This window comes from Qipengyuania sp. L-5Y (assembly GCF_056859455.1).
This window is the reverse complement of the sequence record NZ_JBSXOM010000030.1, coordinates 170,741-190,997: the sequence shown is the minus strand read 5'-3', so window position 1 is coordinate 190,997 and position 20,257 is coordinate 170,741. Positions and strand designations below refer to the sequence as shown.

Annotated in this window: 14 protein-coding genes; 4 read left to right on the top strand and 10 right to left on the bottom strand. The window is 58.6% G+C overall.

Annotation, left to right across the window (positions count from 1 at the left end; genetic code table 11):
• Nucleotides 1-3: 3 nt before the first annotated feature.
• From AC13F2_RS10955 to AC13F2_RS10945, 3 genes are all read right to left on the bottom strand, one after another.
• Nucleotides 4-1,653, bottom strand: a complete 1,650-nt coding sequence (locus AC13F2_RS10955) for a protein kinase domain-containing protein (protein WP_482964640.1) — start codon at nucleotides 1,651-1,653, stop codon at nucleotides 4-6.
• A 76-nt stretch (nucleotides 1,654-1,729) separates the two neighbouring features.
• The gene (locus AC13F2_RS10950) at nucleotides 1,730-2,440 is read right to left on the bottom strand and encodes a LysM peptidoglycan-binding domain-containing protein (RefSeq protein WP_482964639.1); all 711 of its coding nucleotides are present in this window, start codon (nucleotides 2,438-2,440) and stop codon (nucleotides 1,730-1,732) included.
• Nucleotides 2,441-2,469: 29 nt separating this feature from the next.
• Entirely contained in the window at nucleotides 2,470-3,984 is a 1,515-nt protein-coding gene (locus AC13F2_RS10945; protein WP_482964638.1) for a putative bifunctional diguanylate cyclase/phosphodiesterase, read from the bottom strand.
• A 344-nt stretch (nucleotides 3,985-4,328) separates the two neighbouring features.
• On the opposite strand from AC13F2_RS10945, the gene AC13F2_RS10940 reads away from it, so the two are divergent.
• The 3 genes from AC13F2_RS10940 (at nucleotide 4,329) to AC13F2_RS10930 (ending at nucleotide 10,969) form a co-directional block, all read left to right on the top strand.
• A complete protein-coding gene (locus AC13F2_RS10940; RefSeq protein ID WP_301641784.1) occupies nucleotides 4,329-6,005 on the top strand; it encodes a BCCT family transporter in 1,677 nt (558 codons plus the stop codon).
• A 182-nt stretch (nucleotides 6,006-6,187) separates the two neighbouring features.
• A complete protein-coding gene (locus AC13F2_RS10935) occupies nucleotides 6,188-8,920 on the top strand; it encodes a TonB-dependent receptor (protein ID WP_482964637.1) in 2,733 nt (910 codons plus the stop codon).
• Between the two features lie 84 nt (nucleotides 8,921-9,004).
• Nucleotides 9,005-10,969 (top strand): tetratricopeptide repeat-containing sulfotransferase family protein, encoded by a 1,965-nt coding sequence (locus AC13F2_RS10930; protein WP_482964636.1) that lies wholly within the window; start codon nucleotides 9,005-9,007, stop codon nucleotides 10,967-10,969.
• A 65-nt stretch (nucleotides 10,970-11,034) separates the two neighbouring features.
• Here AC13F2_RS10930 and AC13F2_RS10925 read toward each other — a convergent pair whose 3' ends face one another.
• The 7 genes from AC13F2_RS10925 to cysD form a co-directional block, all read right to left on the bottom strand.
• The gene (locus AC13F2_RS10925) at nucleotides 11,035-11,703 is read right to left on the bottom strand and encodes a carbonic anhydrase (protein ID WP_196847590.1); all 669 of its coding nucleotides are present in this window, start codon (nucleotides 11,701-11,703) and stop codon (nucleotides 11,035-11,037) included.
• Complete coding sequence (locus tag AC13F2_RS10920; RefSeq protein ID WP_482964635.1) at nucleotides 11,700-13,280, bottom strand: SulP family inorganic anion transporter; 1,581 nt, start codon at nucleotides 13,278-13,280, stop codon at nucleotides 11,700-11,702. Before AC13F2_RS10920 ends, AC13F2_RS10925 begins: the two co-directional genes overlap by 4 nt.
• Before the next feature lie 108 nt (nucleotides 13,281-13,388).
• Nucleotides 13,389-14,075 carry a carbonic anhydrase gene (locus AC13F2_RS10915; RefSeq protein WP_221597191.1) on the bottom strand — a complete coding sequence of 229 codons (687 nt, stop codon included), beginning with the start codon at nucleotides 14,073-14,075 and terminating at the stop codon, nucleotides 13,389-13,391.
• A gap of 100 nt (nucleotides 14,076-14,175) precedes the next feature.
• Complete coding sequence (locus AC13F2_RS10910) at nucleotides 14,176-15,504, bottom strand: sensor histidine kinase (protein ID WP_482964634.1); 1,329 nt, start codon at nucleotides 15,502-15,504, stop codon at nucleotides 14,176-14,178.
• The gene (locus tag AC13F2_RS10905) at nucleotides 15,504-16,229 is read right to left on the bottom strand and encodes a response regulator transcription factor (RefSeq protein WP_482964633.1); all 726 of its coding nucleotides are present in this window, start codon (nucleotides 16,227-16,229) and stop codon (nucleotides 15,504-15,506) included. The genes AC13F2_RS10910 and AC13F2_RS10905 overlap by 1 nt, the downstream gene beginning before the upstream one ends.
• A gap of 86 nt (nucleotides 16,230-16,315) precedes the next feature.
• On the bottom strand, nucleotides 16,316-18,223 hold the full coding sequence (gene cysN / locus AC13F2_RS10900) for a sulfate adenylyltransferase subunit CysN (RefSeq protein WP_482964632.1): 1,908 nt from the start codon (nucleotides 18,221-18,223) through the stop codon (nucleotides 16,316-16,318).
• A complete protein-coding gene (gene cysD / locus AC13F2_RS10895) occupies nucleotides 18,223-19,143 on the bottom strand; it encodes a sulfate adenylyltransferase subunit CysD (protein WP_482964631.1) in 921 nt (306 codons plus the stop codon). The genes cysN and cysD overlap by 1 nt, the downstream gene beginning before the upstream one ends.
• A gap of 85 nt (nucleotides 19,144-19,228) precedes the next feature.
• On the opposite strand from cysD, the gene AC13F2_RS10890 reads away from it, so the two are divergent.
• Nucleotides 19,229-20,227: a helix-turn-helix transcriptional regulator gene (locus AC13F2_RS10890; RefSeq protein ID WP_482964630.1), complete on the top strand. Its 999-nt coding sequence runs from the start codon at nucleotides 19,229-19,231 to the stop codon at nucleotides 20,225-20,227.
• Nucleotides 20,228-20,257: the final 30 nt, after the last annotated feature.

The window sequence follows — 20,257 nt, the reverse complement described above, 5'->3', positions numbered from 1 at the left end:
CTCCTACGCCGCGATCCGGGTAGCAAGAACCGCGGTATCGGCCGGTTTCGGGGTGCTGGCACTGCGCACCTCAGCGGTGGATGCTGCGCGGTTGAAGGCATCGAAAGCCTCGCCCACCTCGTCCCGGCGCTGATGTGAAATGCGGGTGGTGAGATCGCCCGCCGTCATTTCGTCCAGCGCCTTTCGCAGGCGACGCAGTGGACGCGCTACAAACGCGCCGCTTAGATATCCAATGAGCAGGACTACGGCCATGACAGCGGCCGAAAGCCCTGCAAACAGAGCTTTCGATGTAGAAAGGGCTGCATTAAGCGCGTCGCGTTTCAGCACCAGATCTACTGTTCCGAACCGGACCCCGGCATAGTTCACCGGATGAACAAAGCGCATGCCACCGCCATCCGCGTCGGACACATTCGTGACGCGTCGATCCGGCTGTTCCAGGATCGCGTCCTCGGCGTCATGACTCTGGTAGCGCCTGCCGATGAGTTGCGGGTTGCTGGACGCCCGGATCGTGCCATCTGCGTCGGCGACCACAATCCCGCGCATGGCGTCGTCTTGCGCGGCAGTGGTGACGAACGCCTGAAGAGCCGTCCAGTCCTGTTGCGGAGACGGCATTCCGGCGTTCTCTGCAATCGTGACGGCCGCATTGCCGGTAATGAAGGCAGCAATGCTGTTTCCGGTCGCGGCCGCCATCGTTTCGAGTGCTTGCTGCTGGCGGTGGAGAATGACGCTGACGCAAGCCGCCAAGGCGAGGGCCGTGACCAAAAAAAGCGCGATTGGAACTTTGAACCGCAAAGACAGGCCTCGCGAAACTGCGCCTCCTTCGCGTGCGTCGTTCACTTCGCGTTCGAGCACTTGGGCGAGGGCAGTGCCGTCCGCATAACGTTGCTCGGGTTTTTTCGCGAGAAGTCTGTCTATGACCGCGCGAAATCCAGGTGGGCAGTCAGTCGTAACCTCTCCGATCGGCGTGACTTTGCCCTGAGCGATCTGGATTGCGAGCACCGCCAGTTCTCCGCCGGGGAAAGCTGGTTTTCCGGTCGTCATTTCGTAGAAAACTGCCCCGAGCGAAAAGAGGTCGGAACGGGCGTCTACCGGCAGACCGAGCGCCTGTTCGGGGCTCATGTAGCGCGGTGTGCCGACAAGCTGGCCCACCTGCGTCCTCTCAAGCGCGGAAGGATCGGCATCGCCCATTCTCGCTACCCCGAAGTCGAGCAGTTTTACGGTCTTCCCGTCTTCGGAGATCAAAATGTTGGATGGCTTCACGTCGCGATGCACGATCCCCATGCTATGCGCATAGCCGAGAGCCTGGGCGAGTTGCAGAGCTAGATGGAGCGTTCGTTCGTGCGGAATCCTGCCATTGGCCGCAATCCAGCGGTCGAGCGGGCGTCCGTCCACCAACTCCATCGCGATGTAGGCAATTCCGTCGGCCTCGCCCACGTCATAGATTGTCGCGATGTTGGCGTGGCTCAGGGCACCTGCGGCCCGTGCTTCGCGCAAGAAACGACTACCAATGTCTGCATTGCTGGCGAATTCGGGTTTGAGAACCTTGATGGCAACCGTACGACCGATTTCCGGATCGTGCGCACGGTAAACGTCCGCCATGGCGCCTTCGCCAAGCTTGCCCTCTATCCTGTAACGGTCGAGCCGTTCGATCATACTGTGCGCGTCCCTTCCAGCTCGATAGTCCAATCGGCAGGTGACGCGGGATTAAAGTAAAAGTCTTATCAACCAATTACTGTCGTGCCCTGACAGTTGCGGCAATCTGTTCCGCCCGGCGCAGATCAGCTGCAATTGCTTTGTTGTCTGGGTCGAGCGCAGCTGCGCGGCGGAGCAGCGCGACCGCTTGTTTCACGTTGCCCTGATTGAGGGCAACAAGCCCCGCGGAGCGCGCACGACGGACAGCAGCATGATCGACAGTCTTGCGTGGCGCAGGGGCGGCTGCCGGCTTAGCTGGCTTTGCCACTTCCGTTTTTGGGCGGGCAGGTGCGGCTTTTTCCGCCTTTGGTGTCGATCGAGGGGAACTCGCTGCATTGGGTGACTGTCCGGGTATCAGAAGTTCGCGTCCGACTTCCAATGCGTCCGGCACATCTATGCCGTTATATTTCGCCAGTTGATAGGACTTGAGGCGGTTGCCAAGGAAGCGTTCAGCCAATTCCGTCATCGTTTCGCCAGAGCGGACGGTGTAGCTGAAGTTTTTCGGTCCCAGATCGGTTCGGGCGTCACCTTCGATGCCCTGTAGAAGGACTTGCAGGGAAGGGTTCATCGGATCCCGGTCCAAACCTTTCCGGAGTCGTTTCTCCGCGGATCGAACCTCTCCCCGGTCTAGCAAAGCTGCAATTTCTTCGACCTCATCAGGATCGACCTGCTGTATGGCAGAAGCGGGCGCTATGCTTTTTGGTCCGGACGAGCATGCGCTCAGCACCAGAACACCAAACAGGCCCATGCCTATCTTCACGCTCCGCAAAAGGGTCGTCATGCCCGCATCCTCTCAGAAATAAGTTGTGTGTCCGCCTGCAACAATCTGTTGAGCGTCTGTTCGTCTTTGACAAAAGTCAGGAAGTCCTCGCCCGAAAGCGGCCGGGCGAAATAGAAACCTTGGAAGAAACGACATCCATGATCGCGCAGCCATAGAAATTCTTCGGCTGTTTCGACGCCTTCAGCCAAGACGTTAATGCCAAGCCCCCGACCAAGCGTAAGAATGCTGGAACAGATCGCCTGGCTTTCGCGTCGGGCATGAACGTCAGTTACGAATGCCCGGTCGATCTTTATCTTGTCGAAGGCGATGGCATTGAGCGCCGCGAAACTGGAATAACCGGTGCCGAAATCGTCGATTGCGATCCGGATGCCCCGCGACCGCAGAGCGTCGCTAAGGCGCGCGGCGCAATCACCTTCGGCAAGGGCAACTGTTTCTGTCAGTTCGATCTCCAGAGCTTCCCCACCGAGATCATGTCGCGCCAGTGTCCGTTCGATCATGAGCGGCAGGTCGGCGCCATCCAACTGTCTACCGGACACGTTGACCGCAACACGTAGATCATGTCCACCATCGCGCCATTGGCGTACCTCTCGCGCCGCCCGGTTAAGAGCCCAAAGGCCAATTTCAGGCGACAGATCGGAAGCTTCCATGATCGGAATAAAGCGGGTCGGCGGGATCAGTCCTCGCGTGGGATGGTGCCAACGGAGCAATGCCTCTGCCCCCGACACCCGCCCTGTCGACGCGTCTATCAGAGGTTGAAACTGCATGCGCAGTTCGTCCCGTCCGACAGCCTGACGCAGATCCTGCTCTATCTGGAAGCGCTCGCGCGACTGGATCGCAGGATCGATGCTCGATACGATTTCCCGCACGTCGGTGATCAGTGGAACCGAGAATGATGACAGGGTTTGCGACAGCAAGGCTTCGGGAGCTCCGCTGTCGGACCTGAACTCTCCGGTGCGGAATGCGATTTCGGGAAAAATTTCTCTTTCGCCGTCACACCAGCGATCGCCCAATGAGTAGGCGAGTGCTTCCACCTCGGTAGTCGCCGCCGCCAACTCCATGTCCGGCCCAATCCAGATAGCCAAATGGGAGCGATCAAGCTGTGCGACGAGCTGGTCTCTTGGCACCATTGCCGTCAAACGCTCGACCATGATCAGCAACAAGCGCTCTGCCGATTCCGGGTCGAAGGCGCACAAGCGATCATAGTCCTTCAACGCCAGGATGCCGAGTGTGCCCTTTCGATCGCTCTTCATCCGCGCAATCAAGGGTTCGCGCGTCGGCAAACCCGAAATCGCGTGAGATTGTGCACGCGGCGCTGAGCTTTGGAGCGCCTGCTCCATTGCCACGATTATTTGTGACGCCCGGGCCAGAAATCCGCCGGTGTGCTTTATTCCGATCAGTCCTTCAGCGCGCTCTATGGAGCCGCGCAGATGGATGAGTTGCGGCCTGAGCCAAACGGCCAGCGCAATGCCCACCATGCCGGCGACAGCGAGAGTGATGAGGATTGCGACCATTGCTTGGGCGAGGCTTCTCGAGGCGTGGTTAAGTGGGACTGGAGCATCGCGTTAATATGGAAAGATTGAGAAAAGCTTGAAAAATCCAACCTTTGCCTAGTGCGCGCCGGTGAGAATGCTGGGTGCTTTGTGCGGGCTGGGCAAGGCGGTCGATGTTTTACCTGCAGCAATAGACGCCGCGTACCGCGGCCTGACATCGGGGGCCTGTTCCAATGTGCGCTGGGACAATAGCGCCGTGCTTAAGATGGCAGTGCCATTTGATCTCTTGACGATCGTCCGTATGATGCCAGCATCCTTACCCACTGTTCGCCGAACCTTGGGACAGCCAAGTCAGCGAGAGAACCATGTCATCCGATGATCCCAAGGGGATAGCCCCGCCACTGGTCGAACTGCCGATTAGCACGGCCGATCGCGGCTTTTACGATGGCTTCAGCCGTCAGGTGACAATCCCAGCGAAGATCATCGTTACGCTCATCATCCTGTGGGCGATCTTCTTCCCAGTCAGCGCCAACGAGACCCTGTCGGCGGCCAATTCAACGATCATATCGTCCTTCGCCGGGTGGTATGTCTATCTTGTGGCGGCGCTCATAGCGATATGTGCCATCCTGGCAATTTTCCCGCAAACCGGCAGCCTCAGGATTGGATATGCCGGAGAGAAGCCTGAGTTCTCACGTCTCTCGTGGTTTGCCATGCTATTCGGTGCGGGCATCGGTATCGGGCTGCTCACCTATTCGACAGGTGAGCCCCTCTCCCATTTTTCCGAAAATCCGGATATCATCCGCGGCGCGGTCCAGGCGCAATCCTGGGACGCGGTGCGGCCAGCATTTGTCTATACCTTCCTCCACTGGGGTTTCGCAGCCTGGGGAACCTATGCCCTGGTGGGGCTGGCGATCGGCTACGTAGCGTACAGGCGCGATCTTCCGCTGACGATCCGGTCCGCTCTGGTTCCTTTGTTCGGAAAGACCATGTCCGGATTTGGCGGCCACGTGGTCGATGTCGTCGCGGTCGTGGCAACCATACTCGGCGTTGCAGTGACCATGGGCCTGGGCGTTGAACAATTCGTTGTCGGTCTTTCACGCGTCGGCTTGGGTGATTGGCTGCTCAACCCGGATGGGTCCTCTTCCCTGCCTGCCATTGCACTTGCCCTGGCCATTCTGGTCGGTGCCTCTACCCTCAGTGCGCTGTCGGGCGTGGGGAAGGGTATCAAGTGGCTTTCCAACCTCAATCTTGGCCTTTCCTTTCTGCTGCTCTTGCTGTTTGCGATCATGGGCGCCGGCCTATTCGCCCTGAAACTTCTGGGCCAGGGAATCGCGGATTATATCGGGCATTTCATCCCCCTGTCGCTCACCCTGTTTTCCGATGAGGGTCCCGTAGGAGAGCAATTGGTAGCGTGGCAGCTGGATTGGTCGGTTTTCTACTGGGCGTGGTGGATCGCGTTTTCCCCTTTTGTCGGCATGTTCATCGCCCGCATTTCAAGAGGGCGGACGATCCGCGAGTATATCTTCGGCGTGGTTCTCGTCCCATCTTTGGTATGCTTCATCTGGATGACATTGCTTGGCGGCACCGCGATCGCCCTTGAACTCAATGGAAGTGCAGGTGGCACCATTGTGAATGCCACGATGGCCGACCAGCTTTATGCGACCTTAGCCGTCATCCTAGATCCTGGAACGGCGTTTGCCGTCTCGGGCATGATCGTGGTGCTTTTGATGACTTATCTGGTGACCTCCACCGACAGCGCGATCCTGATCGTAAATACGATCAACGGAGCAGGCGACACGGAAGGCGAACATCGAAAGCACATCCTATTCTGGGGGGCCGCTCTCGCCGCAGTAGTCGGCAGCATGCTGGTTCTTGGGGGAATCGAGGCGATCCGGATCACGATGATCATTGGCGCACTCCCATTCTCGTTCGTCGTCGCCTTGATGGCAATTTCGATCGTGAAGGCGATCTGTTACGACTTGATCCGTAAACATCAGGGCGTGCCCACGACGGCGGTCGGGGTCGCAGCGGACAAGAAGTGATCAACAGCACAACTAAGTGACCGGCACTGCCGGGTGGCGGGATTAATTGTTGCATTGCAGCAACAGCCATCGGTCAATCCCGGGAAATAGGCGCACTTCGGTGGCCGAACGGGACCAGCTTCCGTAGGTCGCCCCCACACAACATCCATCATCGTCGATACCTGGCCGACTTGTCGCGCCGGATGATCGACTTCACGCATGACATCTTCAAGGGGGCCATTATCCTATTTAAAACCGCACAAGGCATATCATTCGGTGCGCTTGCGATTGCACTTCTTTCACCCACACATGCGCACGCGCAGAGTTCCACTACTTCGGGAACCGCCACGCAGCCCGAGAGCCGGACCGGCGCTCAGAGGCAGCCGCGCCAAGGCGGCGTCACAACCATCGTTGTCACCGCCCAGCGTCGCAGCGAAGATCTGCAGGACGTACCGGTTTCGGTTCAGGCCCTGGGTCAGGAACAGCTCGACCAGTTGAACATCGCGACCTTCGACGATTATCTGCAGCAACTGCCCACCGTGACCGCTGGCGGTGGCAGTCCCGGCCAGAGCACGATCTATATTCGCGGACTTGCGTCGACCACGCCAAACCTCACAACGGCGGGCGTCGCGGGTCTTGCTCCTAACGTTTCGCTTTATCTAGACGAGCAACCGCTGGCACAGCCGGGTCGTAATCTCGACGTCTATGCCGCCGACCTCGAACGGATCGAAGTTCTTTCCGGGCCTCAGGGCACCTTGTTCGGAGCGAGTTCGCAGGCTGGTGTCGTGCGGCTCATCACCAACAAGCCCGATCTGTCGGGCTTTGACACCAGGGTCAGTGTCGGCACGTCCTTCACCAAGGGAGGCGAGGCGAGCTACAAGGCCGAAGCCATGCTCAACGTGCCGGTGACCGACAATCTCGCCGTGCGCGGCGTCGTATATCTCGATAATCAGGGCGGCTACATCGACAATGTCGCAGGCACCCGCGACGCAAGCGAAAGCGCGCGCTTCCGCCCAGCCGGAACGGTGCGCGACAACGGTGTGCCCGTGGCACCCAATCGCGCCGGCTTTCAATCGGGCGATGACTTGTCGGGCGTTAACTTCATGGAGGCGAATAACGCCGGGCTGGTCGAGAATGACTTCAACGACACCCAATATTCAGGCTTCCGCGTCTCGGCCCTTTACGAGGTATCGCCGGACTGGCGGATCACCGTAGCGCACAGCCGCCAAAGTCTGGAGAGCGACGGAGTATTCTTCGCCGATCCGGAACTCGATCTCGATGATCTTGAGATTCAGCGCTTTGAAGACGACCGGCTGGAGGACGATTTCTCCAACACTGCCTGGAGCGTCGAAGGCCGTCTGGGCATGCTCGATGTGATTTACAACGGTGCCTACACGGAACGCGAAACCGAGCAGCGGATCGACTACTCGGATTATCTTTTCGCCGGCCAGTACCTTCCATATTACATCTGCGATGGGTCGGTCAGCTATCCCGGCGACGCGGCACCGAGCGGGACATGCCAGGCGCCCAACCTCTATGTCACCTCGGATAGCAATCTTCAGGTGTTCACGCAGGAATTGCGGCTCAGCACGCCGGAGGAAAATCGCTTCCGTGTGACTGCAGGGGGGTTCTATTCCGACCTCGTGCTCAAGGAACGCAACGACTATACCTATCCGGGTAGCGAACTGGCCCAGCCGTTCGGCGGGTTTGCGCCGAACTTCCCTTTCCCGGGAGCCTATGCCAGCGATGCGGGACCGTTTCCGTATGGTGTCATCTTCCGTAACGACGTGAAGCGGACCGATCAGCAGTTCGGCATTTTCGGGGAAGCAACCTTCGACCTTGTTCCCGATTTGCTGTCGATCACCGGCGGCGCTCGGTATTACAACGTCGAGGTCGATTTCGAAGGCACAGCCAACAGTTCCTTCTGCAATGCGGGCGCCGCGCAGGATGCGAACGCCTTTGGCACCAACCTGTCGGATCTCTATGATGGCGATGGGCAATATACCTTCATCGGGTCGTGCGATGCCGATCTGCGTCAGACCTTCGGACGAGACGATAGCCTTGAGGACATACAGGCAGCAGGACTTACTGCTGCTCAGGCGCAACAGGTGTTCAACGCGATCCGTGCACCCGACAAGGCGAAGACCGAGGGCGTGATCTTCAAGGCGACTGTCAACTTCACCCCGACGGAAGATCTGCTGTTCTATGCGACCTATTCGGAAGGCTTCCGTCCCGGCCTGCTCAATCGTCCCGGTGGTGCGCAAGGACCCGACGGCTTCACCGTTCCGTTCGAGCTGGAATCGGACGAGGTGAAGAACTACGAGATCGGCGCGAAAACCGAACTGTTCGATCGTCAGCTGCGTATCAACGGCAGCCTATTTTACGTCGACATCAGCAATCTGCAGACGACCATCTTCGATCCCAGCATCACCAATTTGTTCTTTTCGGACAATGCGGCGAATGCAGAGATCAAGGGTTTCGAAGCCGATTTCACCTTCGCGCCTTATGCAGCGCCCGGTCTGACGCTTTCGGGTGCGGTGTCATTGCTCGATACCGAGATTACCGAGGTCCTGACCCCGACGGACGACGTGCAGGTTGGATCCGATCTTGCCTATGCCCCGTCCTTTCAGGGTAATCTGCGGGTGCGCTATGAGTGGGATCTGACCGACGAACTGGGCGCGTTTATCCAGCCGTCCATTTCGCATTCAGCCTCCAAGTTCACCGACATTATCTCCATCAATCGGTTGGAGCTCGACAGCTACACCGTGGTCGATCTATCGGCGGGCGTATCCTACGATCAGTGGCGGTTCGAGGTTTACGGGGCAAACCTGTTTGACGAGCGGGCTCAAACTGCTGGCGACTTTTATTACGATCGCGCGCGCATCGTAACCAATCGGCCGCTGACGGTGGGTGCGAAAGCCACCTTCAGCTACTGACCCAGAACAACGGTCGTATTTATGGCAGGGGCGCAGCTTGAGGCTCGCCTCCGCCATTTGTACAAGAAGTAACGAGGAGACAGGATGGATCGGCGTGACCAAACGCTGAAGGATGCGCAGGAAGCGCTGCAGGCCAACGCCTTCGAGCGGGGGCTGGCACTTGCCGAGGCCATCCTGGCCGATGTCCCGAATGATGCCGAGGCGCTCTATATCGCGGCGGTCGCAAACCGTTATCTGGCACGCCACCAAGATGCGCAGGATTATCTGGACCGCCTGCACGCCCAGATCCCCGAATATGGACGCGCCTGGCAGGAGGCCGGCCACCTCGCGCGTGCGACGGGCGAAACGGAGCAAGCAGTTGAAGCTTATGGCCGCGCAGTCCAGTTCAATCCCGCGCTCGCGGCAAGCTGGCGCGCACAGGCGGAATTACTCGAAGCGGCTGGTCGAATGGGCGAAGCGACAACTGCGCGCAATCAGGAACGGCGTCTCCTGGCCTTGCCTAAAGAGCTGATTGCGGTGACGCATCATCTCCATGAAGGCCGCCCACTGCGGGCAGAAGAAATCTGCCGACACTTTCTGCGCCGCAATCCCAAGCATGTCGAAGCGATGCGGTTGCTGGCTCAGATCGGCCTGAGGCTGGGGATACTTGATGATGCGGAATTCCTGCTGGAGAGCGCCGCGGCATTCGAGCCCGATAATATTCAGGTTCGGCTCGATTATATCGACGTGCTTCGCAAGCGACAAAAGTTCGCTCGCTCATGCGAAGAAGCAGAGGCGCTGTATCAGCGAGATCCTGACAGCCCGCTGTTTCAGTCCCACCTGGCGATCGAAAGCATGCAGACTGGCAATTACGACCGGGCCTTCGAACTTTTCGATAGTGTATTGGCGCGCCTGCCCGGCGATCCGGCGACGCTGACATCGCGCGGCCATGCGCTGAAGACGGTCGGGGATCAGGAACGCGCTGTGGCGTCCTATCGCGCGGCGATCGCTGCGCGGCCCGGACATGGGGATGCGTATTACGCGCTTGCCAATCTCAAGACCTATCGTTTTACCGAAGCAGAGCTTGCCGCAATGCAAGGGCAGGCAGCGCGCACGGACATTGGCTTCATGGACCGGGTTCACCTTGCTTTCGCGCTCGGCAAGGCCTTTGAAGACCGCGCCGAACATGCCCCGTCATTCCGCTTTTATGAGTACGGCAATGATCTGAAGCGCCGTCAAACCGGTTATGATGCCGACCGGATGACTGCTGAAATGGATGTACAGATGAAAGTCTGCACATCTGAATTATTTGAGAGCAAGGCGAATGTAGGTAGCCTTGTGCGGGACCCGATCTTCATCCTCGGCCTGCCGCGTGCCGGATCGACACTGCTCGAACAGATTCTTGCCAGTCACTCACAGATCGATGGGACGCTGGAACTGCCGAACATCCTCGCGCTCGCGCACAAATTGCGGGGGCGAAAGGCCGGCAAGAGCCGTTATCCTCAGGTGCTCTACGATCTGGACGCGGATCAATTCGCTGAAATGGGTGATCGCTTCATCGAGGATACTCGCATTCACCGACAGGGTGCGCCGTTCTTCATCGACAAGATGCCGAACAACTTCCGCCACATCGGATTGATCCACCTAATACTGCCCAACGCGACCATTATCGATGCGCGGCGCGATGCGATGGATTGCTGCTTCTCGGGCTTCAAACAGCTTTTTGCCGAGGGGCAGGACTTCACGTACGGGCTGACGGAGATCGGTCGCTATTACCGCGATTATGTCGGTCTGATGGACCATTGGGATAGTGTGCTTCCCGGCCGGGTCCTCCGAGTGAACCACGAGGATGTGCTCGATGATCTGGAAGGCCAGACCCGGCGCATGCTCGATCATATCGGCCTTCCGTTCGAAGAATCCTGCCTCGATTTCCATCGAACTGAGCGGGCGGTACGGACGGCAAGTTCCGAACAGGTTCGACGTCCGCTCAACCGGTCCGGGCAAGGGGCATGGAAGCCCTATGCACCGTGGTTGTCCAAGCTTGAGAAGGAACTGGGTGCGATTGCCTGACCGCGAGGTTAGGTGTGGTAGCGAGAGGCGCGCGGGGCCTGTTCGCTACCACACCATGCATTCAATTACTCTGCAACGGCGAGATGGTCTTCCATTTGCGGAACATCCTGCAGAGGCATAGCAAAGCCCGACGTTTCGCTGACGGGTTCGACTTCGAACAATTCGGTCAGCCTGCCGTTGCTCAAATCGTAGATCCAGCCATGCAAGGTCAGGTCCTGCCCGCGTTCCAAGGCAGCGCGCACAATGTCGAGCTGCGAAAGTCGGCGAAGCTGTTCACGGACGTTGAGTTCGGCCAAGCGGTTCTGCCGATCCAAGGGATCTTCGATCGAATCGATTTCCAGACGGTTTTCTTCGTAGACCTCCCGCAAAGCGCGTAGCCAGGAATGCATGTGGCCCGTCGCGTCGCCATTCAATACGGCACCCATGCCGTTGCAACCGTATATGCCGCACAGGATAATGTGCGCGACCTTTAGATCGTCGACCGCATGCTGTAAGTCGGCCATCAGATTGTCATCATCGGAGTAGACCAGGTTGGCGAGATTGCGATGGATAAACAATTCGCCCGGCCGGGTCTGCGTGATCTGATGTGGAAATACACGACTGTCGGATCCGCCAATCCACATCACTTCCGGATTCTGGCCAACCGTCTGCCGCGCAAAATAGTCCTTCTTGCGCTCACGCATTTCGTCCGACCAGGCCTTGTTGGACAGCTTCAGTTCTCGAATGGTCTTCATGTGTAAGCTACCTTCTTGGCAGGGGCTTCCAGCGGAGTGTCTTCGAGGTGGTCGACATCGCCGCGGATGGTGACCGAAACGTCGCGGAACTTGGCGTTGCGGGCAAAGCTGTTGATGATGTCGATGTTGTCCGGATCGACAAATTCCGCCCGTTCGAGATCAATCACCACGCTCGCGCCTTCCGGCACCTTGTTGAGCGAATTCTGCAACTCGTACTTGTGAATGAAGTAGAGGTTGCGGCGAGCGCGTACCATCCAGAAATCACCGTCGTTGGCTACGCTGACTGCAGTGCGGAAGTTGCGGGCGACGACGAATACGAAGCCGATGGCTAGTCCGATGATGATGCCGCGAAGCAGATCGGTGAAGAGGATTGCTGCGATAGTGGCCATGAAGGGCACAAACTGATGCCAGCCCTGCGCCCAGCGGCGCTTGTAGAGTTCAGGCGTGTTGAGCTTGTAGCCGACCTGAATGAGGATCGCAGCGAGCGCAGCAAGCGGGATGAGGTTGAGTACGACCGGGATCAGCAGAACGCTCAGGAGCAACCAGAAGCCGTGGAGGATGGCCGAAGTCTTGGTTTCACCTCCAGCGGCAACATTGGCCGAAGACCGGACGATAACAGACGTGAGCGGCAGGCCACCGATCAGGCCGGAAACGAAGTTACCACCGCCCTGTGCGAGCAGTTCGTGGTTCTTGTCGGTCGTACGGCGGCGCGGGTCGATTTCGTCGACGGCTTTAACGCACAGCAGCGATTCCAGACTGGCGACGATCGCTAGTGTCACTGCGACGATCCATACGTCGGGCATGGTGATGGCCGAGAAGTCGGGAGTACGGAACTGTCCGACGAATTCGCCCAGCGATTCCGATACGGGGACCTGTACGAGCTGGCTTGGGTCGATGACGAGCCCGGGTGCGAAGAGCTTGAACGCTTCGTTTGCAAGCACGCCAAACAGAACGACAACCAGTGGTCCGGGCAGGAGCTTCAGCAGGCCGTCTTTGGGACGGTTTGCATCCCACCAGAAGAGGAAGATAAGCGAAACCACTGCGATGATGATCGGCCCCAGCAGGAAGAAATCCCATACGGAGTAGAACAAGGCGGAAATCGTGTTGAGACCATCAGGCTGGAGAAAGCTGAGGCTGCCTTCGAAATCCCCGTCATAGCCCATGGCATAAGGAATTTGCTTGAGGATCAGGATCAGGCCGATCGCCGCCAGCATGCCGGTGATGACCGAACTGGGCACGAATTCCGACAGAGTCCCTGAACGGGTGAAGTAAAGCCCGACCTGAAGCAAACCGGAGAGCAGAACTGCCAGGAGGAAGATTTCCCAAGTAGGCAGGACCGTCAATGCGTCGAGGACGATCACGGTCAAGCCCGCTGCGGGGCCGCTGACCGAAAGTTGCGATTTGGAGAGGACACCGACGACGATGCCGCCGACGATCCCCGCGATCAGCCCGGAGAACAAAGGCGCGCCCGAAGCGAGCGCGATACCCAGACACAATGGCAGGGCGACGAGCGCCACCACGATTGAAGCGGGAATGTCCTTGCCCAAGGACGAGAATAACGACGATTTGTCGGCCACGACGGCTCCTTAGTGTAAAAGTCTCGGGTCAGCAGATTTGACGGGAGGGTGGGCCGGTGCGCTCGAACTCCTGCGAACGGGCACCGGCCCTGGGAAGGGACTGGGAGGTCAGGCCGCTTCCCGAGCCTGCTGGCGATTACCACCGAAATCGGCAACCGGGACCGGGTGCTGGGGATCTTCCATGCGGCGGAATTTGCCACTTTCGCCGTCGAGCGCGCGGATTGCGCCTTCGGAGATGTCGAACACCCAGCCATGCAAGCGGAGTTCGCCCTTAGCCAGTGCAGCGGCTACACAGGGGTGGCTGCGCAGATGCGTCAGCTGAAGGATGACATTCTCTTCTACGAGGCGGTCAAGCTTTTCGCCGTCGTCTGCCGAGCCGCAGCAAGCTTCGATCACCGAGTGTGCAGCGGTGGAATGACCAATCCATTCCTTGACCGATGGCATGGCATCGAGAGCGCCTTCGGGCGCGAAGTGCGCCTTCATCGCGCCGCAGTCGGCGTGGCCGCAAATGACGATGTCTGTCACGCCGAGGCCCATGACGGCATATTCGATCGTGGAGGTCACGCCGCCGTTTACCCGCTGCCAAGGCGGTACGATGTTGCCCGCATTGCGGATCACAAACAATTCGCCGGGTTGGGACTGGGTGATGAGTTCAGGTACCACACGGCTGTCGGAACAGCTTATCATCAAAGTGGTGGGGCTTTGCCCGTCGCGCCCGAGGGTCTCGAGGCGTTGCTTGTGTTCGGGATAGACCGCATCGCGAAACCGCGACACGCCTTTCATCAGCTGTTCCATTTCTGGCTCCTGCTTTTGGGGGGACGAAATCTTTCGCAGTGCACAATGGCGCTAGAACATTGCTGTGCATCGCCCCGAATGTAACAAAGTGTTGCAGGTGCTATTTTTTGGGGAACTTCAGCGTCGCCCGAAGCCCTCCGCCGGTGCGGTTCGCGAGTTCGAGACGGCCGCCATGGGCCTCCGCGACGTTGCGAGCGATGCTCAGCCCAAGGCCCATCCCGGGATGCCTGCCAGAGCGCGCTGCGTCGGATCGCTCAAATGGGTGCATCACCCGAGCGAATTGCGATGCAGGGATGCCGGGGCCGTTATCTTCTACCGACACAATGGCCCAGTCTGGATCGGTGGCGAGCATGATCGTCGCGTCGCCGCCATATTTGATGGCGTTATCGACCAGATTCTCAATGGCCCTTGCCAGATGATCGTGCACGGCGTCGATTACCAGGCGGTCAGGACCTTTGAAACGAACATCCCCTCCCAAGTCGTCGAAGGCCTCCGCGATCATCTGGCACAGACTGGACAGTTCTGTCGGTTCGCGATCCAACTGACTCTCGCCAGTCTCGAAGAACTCTATGAGCTCTTGCAGCATGCGCGTCATCTGATCGATGTCCTCACGTGCCGCGCTTCGATCCGTCCTATCTTCGATTCCATCCACTCGCAGACGTAACCGGGCCAGCGGCGTGCGCAGATCATGGCCGACCGCAAGCAGCGCTTGCGTTCGCTGATCGATCACGCCTTCCAGCCGTTCCTGCATTGCGTTCAGAGCCCGCGAAACCTCGCGCAGTTCTTCCGGACCGGTGGTATCATCGAAAAAGATCCGCCCGGACGTTCCGATCAACTGCGCATTTTCCGACAGCCGGCGAAGGGGCGCGCTCAGCGTACGGACAAGCACGGCGGCGGATCCAAGGATCAGTACGGCTATCAGTCCAACCCGGATCGAGGTTTCCAGCAGGAGCCGCCAGTCGGCGACCCTTTCCTGCGTGGTGAAGCCAATCCATGTGTCTTCGTCTATCTCGATAGCGCCAATGACTTGTCGCTCAAGGTTGAGGAATGAACCTGTCTCGAGAGAGAGGCGTAATTCGTAATTGGTCAGGGCTGGCTCGAACTCGAAAATTGCATTCGCAATTTCCCTGGCTTCCGCATCTATGCCCGGACCGATGTCCGGGCTGCCTTCGACGAGTTCCAGTTTCGTATGGATTGTAGACAGGCTTTCGAGCAGGCGACTGCGGTCCGATCGATCGGCGGCAGTAATGATACGTTCCGCGATCAGCACCTGTTCGGCAACCCGTCGCCCTAGATCCTGCCGCTGTATGTGCATCTCTCCGGTGCGAATTAGCACGCTGCCGGCAAGAAACTGGAACAGCACGGCCAGCACCAGAACGAGGATTACCCTTCCGGTCAGACCCTTGGGCCAGAGACTGTGTCGTGCCATCAAGCCTCTACTGACGCAGTAAAGACGTATCCCACGCCGCGCACGGTGCGGATCAAGTCGCGCCCGCCATCGACAGACCCGAGCTTGCGCCGCAGACGGCTGACAAGCACGTCTACGCTGCGATCGCTGTGGTCGCGGCCCGGCAAGCGGCTTCTGGAATGCTCGAGCAGAGTGTCCCGGCCAATAACGCGCTGTGGCATGTCGATGAACACGTTGAGGAGGTCGAATTCCGCTTCCGAAATGGATACGCGTGAACCTTCCGGGGCAAACAGCTCGCGCCGGCGACGGTCCATTTGCCAGCCTTCGAACCGAACGATCGATGCATAGTCTGCCATGTCACGCTGTCCGGCTTCTTCCGAACGGCGCAATACGGATCGGATTCGCGCAACCAGTTCGCCTGGGTCGACCGGCTTGATCAGATAGTCGTCCGCACCAAGTTCCAGCCCCACGATCCGGTCGGTATGGCTCGACCGTGCACTGATGAAGATGATCGGAACCTTACTCCTTTCGCGCAACCATCGGCACAGGTCGAGACCGCTGGTGGCAGGGAGCATGACATCGAGAATGACCAGGTCGAATTGGTCGGCAGATGCCCGAAATTCTGCAGCGGTTGCATACCCGCGAACGGGAAAACCGCTCTGTCGGAGATAGCGGGTCAGCAAAGTACGCAGAGCGCCGTCATCTTCGACTAGTGCGATCTGGTAAGTACGTTCGCTGATTTGCATCGATTTCTCAGGTTACCGAAATGGCGCGGACGGCCAGCCCACGACCATCTGGTGCGAGCATGCATCCTTTACATCCGTCGGCGCGCCTACTTCAATGGCAAGATCTTCGCGATGATATGGTCCGCCGCCTCTTCGGGTGTCATCTCCACCGTGTTGACGCGAATTTCCGGACTTTCCGGTGGTTCGTAAGGGCTGTCGATACCGGTGAAGTTCTTCAGCTTCCCCTCGCGCGCCTTCTTGTAAAGCCCCTTCACATCGCGCGCCTCGGCAATTTCCAGCGGCGTATCGACGTGTATCTCGATGAATTCGCCTCCATCGATCATGTCCCGCACCAACTGCCGGTCGGCGCGAAAAGGGCTGATGAAGGCTGTCAGCACGATCAGGCCGGCATCGGTCATGAGTTTCGCAACTTCGCCTATCCGGCGGATATTCTCGATCCGGTCGCTTTCGGTAAAGCCGAGATCCTTGTTCAGCCCGTGGCGAACATTGTCGCCATCGAGCAGGAAGGTATGCCGGTTCATGAGGGCCAGCTTCTTCTCGACTTCGTTCGCGATAGTCGATTTTCCCGAACCCGACAGCCCGGTGAACCAGAGCACCCGCGGCGTCTGGTTTTTCATGGAAGCGTGGTGGTCGCGTGTAATATCGGTAGGCTGCCAATGGACGTTCTGGCTGCGGCGCAGGCTGAAATGCAGCATCCCTGCGCCCACGGTGTGGTTGGTGATCTTGTCGATCAGGATGAAGCCGCCCAGCGCGCGATTTTCTGTATAGGGATCGAAGACGATGCGCCTGTCGGTCGTAATCTCGCAGACTCCGATCTGATTCAGATTCAGCGTCTGCGATGCGAGATGTTCCATCGTATTGACATCGATTTCGTATTTAGGTTCGGCGATTGTTACGCTGACCATCTGCGTGCCCAGTTTGAGCCAGTAGCCGCGGCCGACGACGAGCGGCTCGTCGTCCATCCAAACTATGGTGGTTTCGAACTGGTCAGCGACTTCGGGAGGGTCGTCGGCAGTGGCAAGCACATCGCCGCGCGAACAATCGATCTCTTCCTCCAGAGTGATCGTGATGGATTGGCCCGCAACCGCTTCGTCGAGTTCCCCGTCCATGGTGACCACCGATTTTACCGTGCTGGTCTTGCCCGAAGGGAGAGAACGTAATTCGTCGCCCGGCTTCACGGTGCCGCTAGCGATCAGTCCCGAGAAGCCGCGAAAGTCGAGATTGGGACGATTTACCCATTGGACGGGCATGCGGAAGGGCATCTCCTGGCTGGCAGTATTGCTGATCTGCATCGTTTCCAGAAGGTCGATGAGAACCGGACCGCCATACCAATCCGTGTTGTCCGACCGCGAGGTGATATTGTCGCCCGCGAGGCCCGATATCGGAACGGCGGTGAAGCTTTCGATGCCGATACTTTCTGCAAACTTTGCGTAATCGGAAACGATGGCGTTGAACCTGGTCTCATCGTAATCGATCAAATCCATCTTATTCACTGCCAACACGAGGTTCCTGATGCCAAGCTGGTGGCACAAGAAGCTGTGGCGACGGGTCTGGACCAGCACGCCCTTGCGCGCGTCGATAAGAATGACGGCACAATCGGCTGTCGATGCGCCGGTGACCATGTTGCGCGTGTATTGCTCGTGACCCGGGCAATCTGCGACGATGAACTTGCGTTTCTCCGTCGCGAAAAAGCGATAGGCGACATCGATCGTAATGCCTTGTTCGCGCTCGGCAGCGAGCCCGTCGACCAGCAGCGCAAAGTCGATATCCTGACCCTGGGTCCCGACCCGCCGGCTGTCGTTTTCCAGAGCGGCGAGTTGGTCTTCGAAGATCACCTTGGAATCGTACAGCAGGCGACCGATCAAGGTGGATTTACCGTCATCTACGCTGCCGCAAGTGATGAAGCGCAGCATCGATTTGTTCTGATGCTGCTCCAGATAGGCTTCGATATCTTCGGCGATCAGAGCATCGGTCTGATAAATCGGATCGGTCATCAGAAGTAACCCTCCTGCTTTTTCTTCTCCATTGACGCATCCCCTGCGTCCTTGTCGATCACGCGCCCCTGCCGTTCGCTGGTGGTCGTCAGTAACATCTCCTGCACCACTTCCTGCAGTGTCGCAGCTTCGCTTTCCACGGCCCCGGTAAGGGGGAAGCATCCAAGGGTGCGGAAGCGGATCGAACGTTCTATTATCTCCGGACGGTGTCCGATCACCCGCTCCAATCTTTCGATGTCGTCGGCCATGAACAGCCCGCCATCATGTTCGTACGTTGGCCGCTTCGCGCTGAAATAGAGCGGCACGATCTCGATATCTTCGGCCATGATGTATTGCCAGATGTCGAGCTCGGTCCAGTTGGAAAGCGGGAAGATGCGGATGCTCTCGCCCTTTTTCTTGCGTGCGTTGTAGAGGTTCCAAAGCTCGGGCCGCTGGTTTTTCGGGTCCCAGCCGTGCGTGGCAGTGCGGAACGAGAAAATGCGCTCCTTGGCGCGGCTCTTCTCTTCGTCGCGTCGGGCGCCGCCGAATGCCGCGTCGAAACCGTATTTATCGAGCGCTTGCTTCAACCCTTCCGTCTTCCACATATCGGTATGTAGCGGGCCATGATCGAAAGGGTTTATCCCTCGCGCCGCGGCGTCTGGGTTCTGATGTACGATCAGTTCCATCCCCGCTTCTTCGGCAGCCTTTTCCCGCAGCGCATACATGTCCTTGAACTTCCACGTCGTGTCGACATGCATGAGCGGAAAGGGCGGGGGCGATGGATAGAATGCTTTCTTCGCAAGGTGCAGCATGACGGCACTGTCCTTGCCGATCGAATAAAGCATCACGGGCTTTTCCGCCTCTGCGACGACTTCGCGCATGATATGAATGCTCTCGGCTTCGAGCCGTTGGAGATGGGTCAGGGATTTGGCGTCGGTCATGGATCGGCTCCGCGTTTCTCAGGTGAGAAATAGGAAGCTGCATAGCCAATGGACCTCCCAAATGGGAGGTGATAGAAATGGTTGCATGCGCATCCCTAATCTTGGCGAGACGGAATTGCTCATCCCGCTCCATTCGGGCGTATTCGAGCAGCCCATGTGGCTAACCTTCCTGCGACTGATGCGCCGGGTCTGCGAGGCCGAGGGCGTGGCCATGTGGCTGACCGGTACGGGCGATACAGACGGCGTGGCCCTACATGACGGCGAATTGATCGGGTTCGTGGCGGAGGAAATGCGCAACGGGCGCGTCTATTCAGGTGAGGAGATCGGCTATGATGATGCTGGCCTGCGCGCAGTGCGCGTGGAAGGGGCCGGCATCGTTCTAACGCTGGCGGTTCTGGCGCAAGCGCCGCCAACGGCAAAGATCGCCAGCCTGCTGACGGCTCTGGTCCCGCATTTACGTGTGGCCCTGAGGGTCCTCGAAACGATCGAGCGCGAACGTAGCCGTGCATCCGTGAGCGAGGAGGCGTTCCGGCGTATGAACTTTGGCTGGATTGCATTGGACGAGCGTTGCCGGATAGTCGATCTGGACAGTCAGGCAGACAGCTTCCTGCGCCGATCGGGCGCACTCAGGCGGGGTCCCTATGATCGCCTCGTGCCATCTTCGCCCCATGTGGATCGTGAACTGACAGCACTTGCCAAGGCGATGGCGGCCGACCGCCGACATCGCCCTCAAGCGATCAACATCAGCAAGGACCCATGGATCGATATTCTTGTTGCGCCCACGCGCATCAATTTGCTGGCGGGAAAGGACAAGGCGGTCGCGGTTGTCTACCTGCGCGGTGACCGCTCATCCTCCGCCGACCGCCATGAGCAATTAGTCGATCTGTTCGATCTGACGCCTGCAGAAGCGCGCCTTGCCTGGTCGCTGGCGCAAGGATTATCAATTGTCGAAGCGGCAGAAGCGCACGCCCTTACCGTTGAAACCGCCCGATACTATTCAAAGAAAATCTATGCGAAGACGGGCGCTCGGGGGCAGGTCGACCTAGTGCGCAACATTCTTACGGGGGTGCTTGCGCTGGCATAGTGCCGGCGATTTGCTGCGCTAGGATTGCAC

Excerpts from the sequence above, each read along its gene's own strand:
- AC13F2_RS10955 (WP_482964640.1), bottom strand. The coding sequence starts at position 1,653 with ATGATCGAACGGCTCGACCGTTACAGGATAGAGGGCAAGCTTGGCGAA.
- AC13F2_RS10950 (WP_482964639.1), bottom strand. The coding sequence starts at position 2,440 with ATGGGCCTGTTTGGTGTTCTGGTGCTGAGCGCATGCTCGTCCGGACCA.
- AC13F2_RS10945 (WP_482964638.1), bottom strand. The coding sequence starts at position 3,984 with ATGGTCGCAATCCTCATCACTCTCGCTGTCGCCGGCATGGTGGGCATT.
- AC13F2_RS10940 (WP_301641784.1), top strand. The coding sequence starts at position 4,329 with ATGTCATCCGATGATCCCAAGGGGATAGCCCCGCCACTGGTCGAACTG.
- AC13F2_RS10935 (WP_482964637.1), top strand. The coding sequence starts at position 6,188 with ATGATCGACTTCACGCATGACATCTTCAAGGGGGCCATTATCCTATTT.
- AC13F2_RS10930 (WP_482964636.1), top strand. The coding sequence starts at position 9,005 with ATGGATCGGCGTGACCAAACGCTGAAGGATGCGCAGGAAGCGCTGCAG.
- AC13F2_RS10925 (WP_196847590.1), bottom strand. The coding sequence starts at position 11,703 with ATGAAGACCATTCGAGAACTGAAGCTGTCCAACAAGGCCTGGTCGGAC.
- AC13F2_RS10915 (WP_221597191.1), bottom strand. The coding sequence starts at position 14,075 with ATGGAACAGCTGATGAAAGGCGTGTCGCGGTTTCGCGATGCGGTCTAT.
- AC13F2_RS10910 (WP_482964634.1), bottom strand. The coding sequence starts at position 15,504 with ATGGCACGACACAGTCTCTGGCCCAAGGGTCTGACCGGAAGGGTAATC.
- AC13F2_RS10905 (WP_482964633.1), bottom strand. The coding sequence starts at position 16,229 with ATGCAAATCAGCGAACGTACTTACCAGATCGCACTAGTCGAAGATGAC.
- cysN (WP_482964632.1), bottom strand. The coding sequence starts at position 18,223 with ATGACCGATCCGATTTATCAGACCGATGCTCTGATCGCCGAAGATATC.
- cysD (WP_482964631.1), bottom strand. The coding sequence starts at position 19,143 with ATGACCGACGCCAAATCCCTGACCCATCTCCAACGGCTCGAAGCCGAG.
- AC13F2_RS10890 (WP_482964630.1), top strand. The coding sequence starts at position 19,229 with ATGCGCATCCCTAATCTTGGCGAGACGGAATTGCTCATCCCGCTCCAT.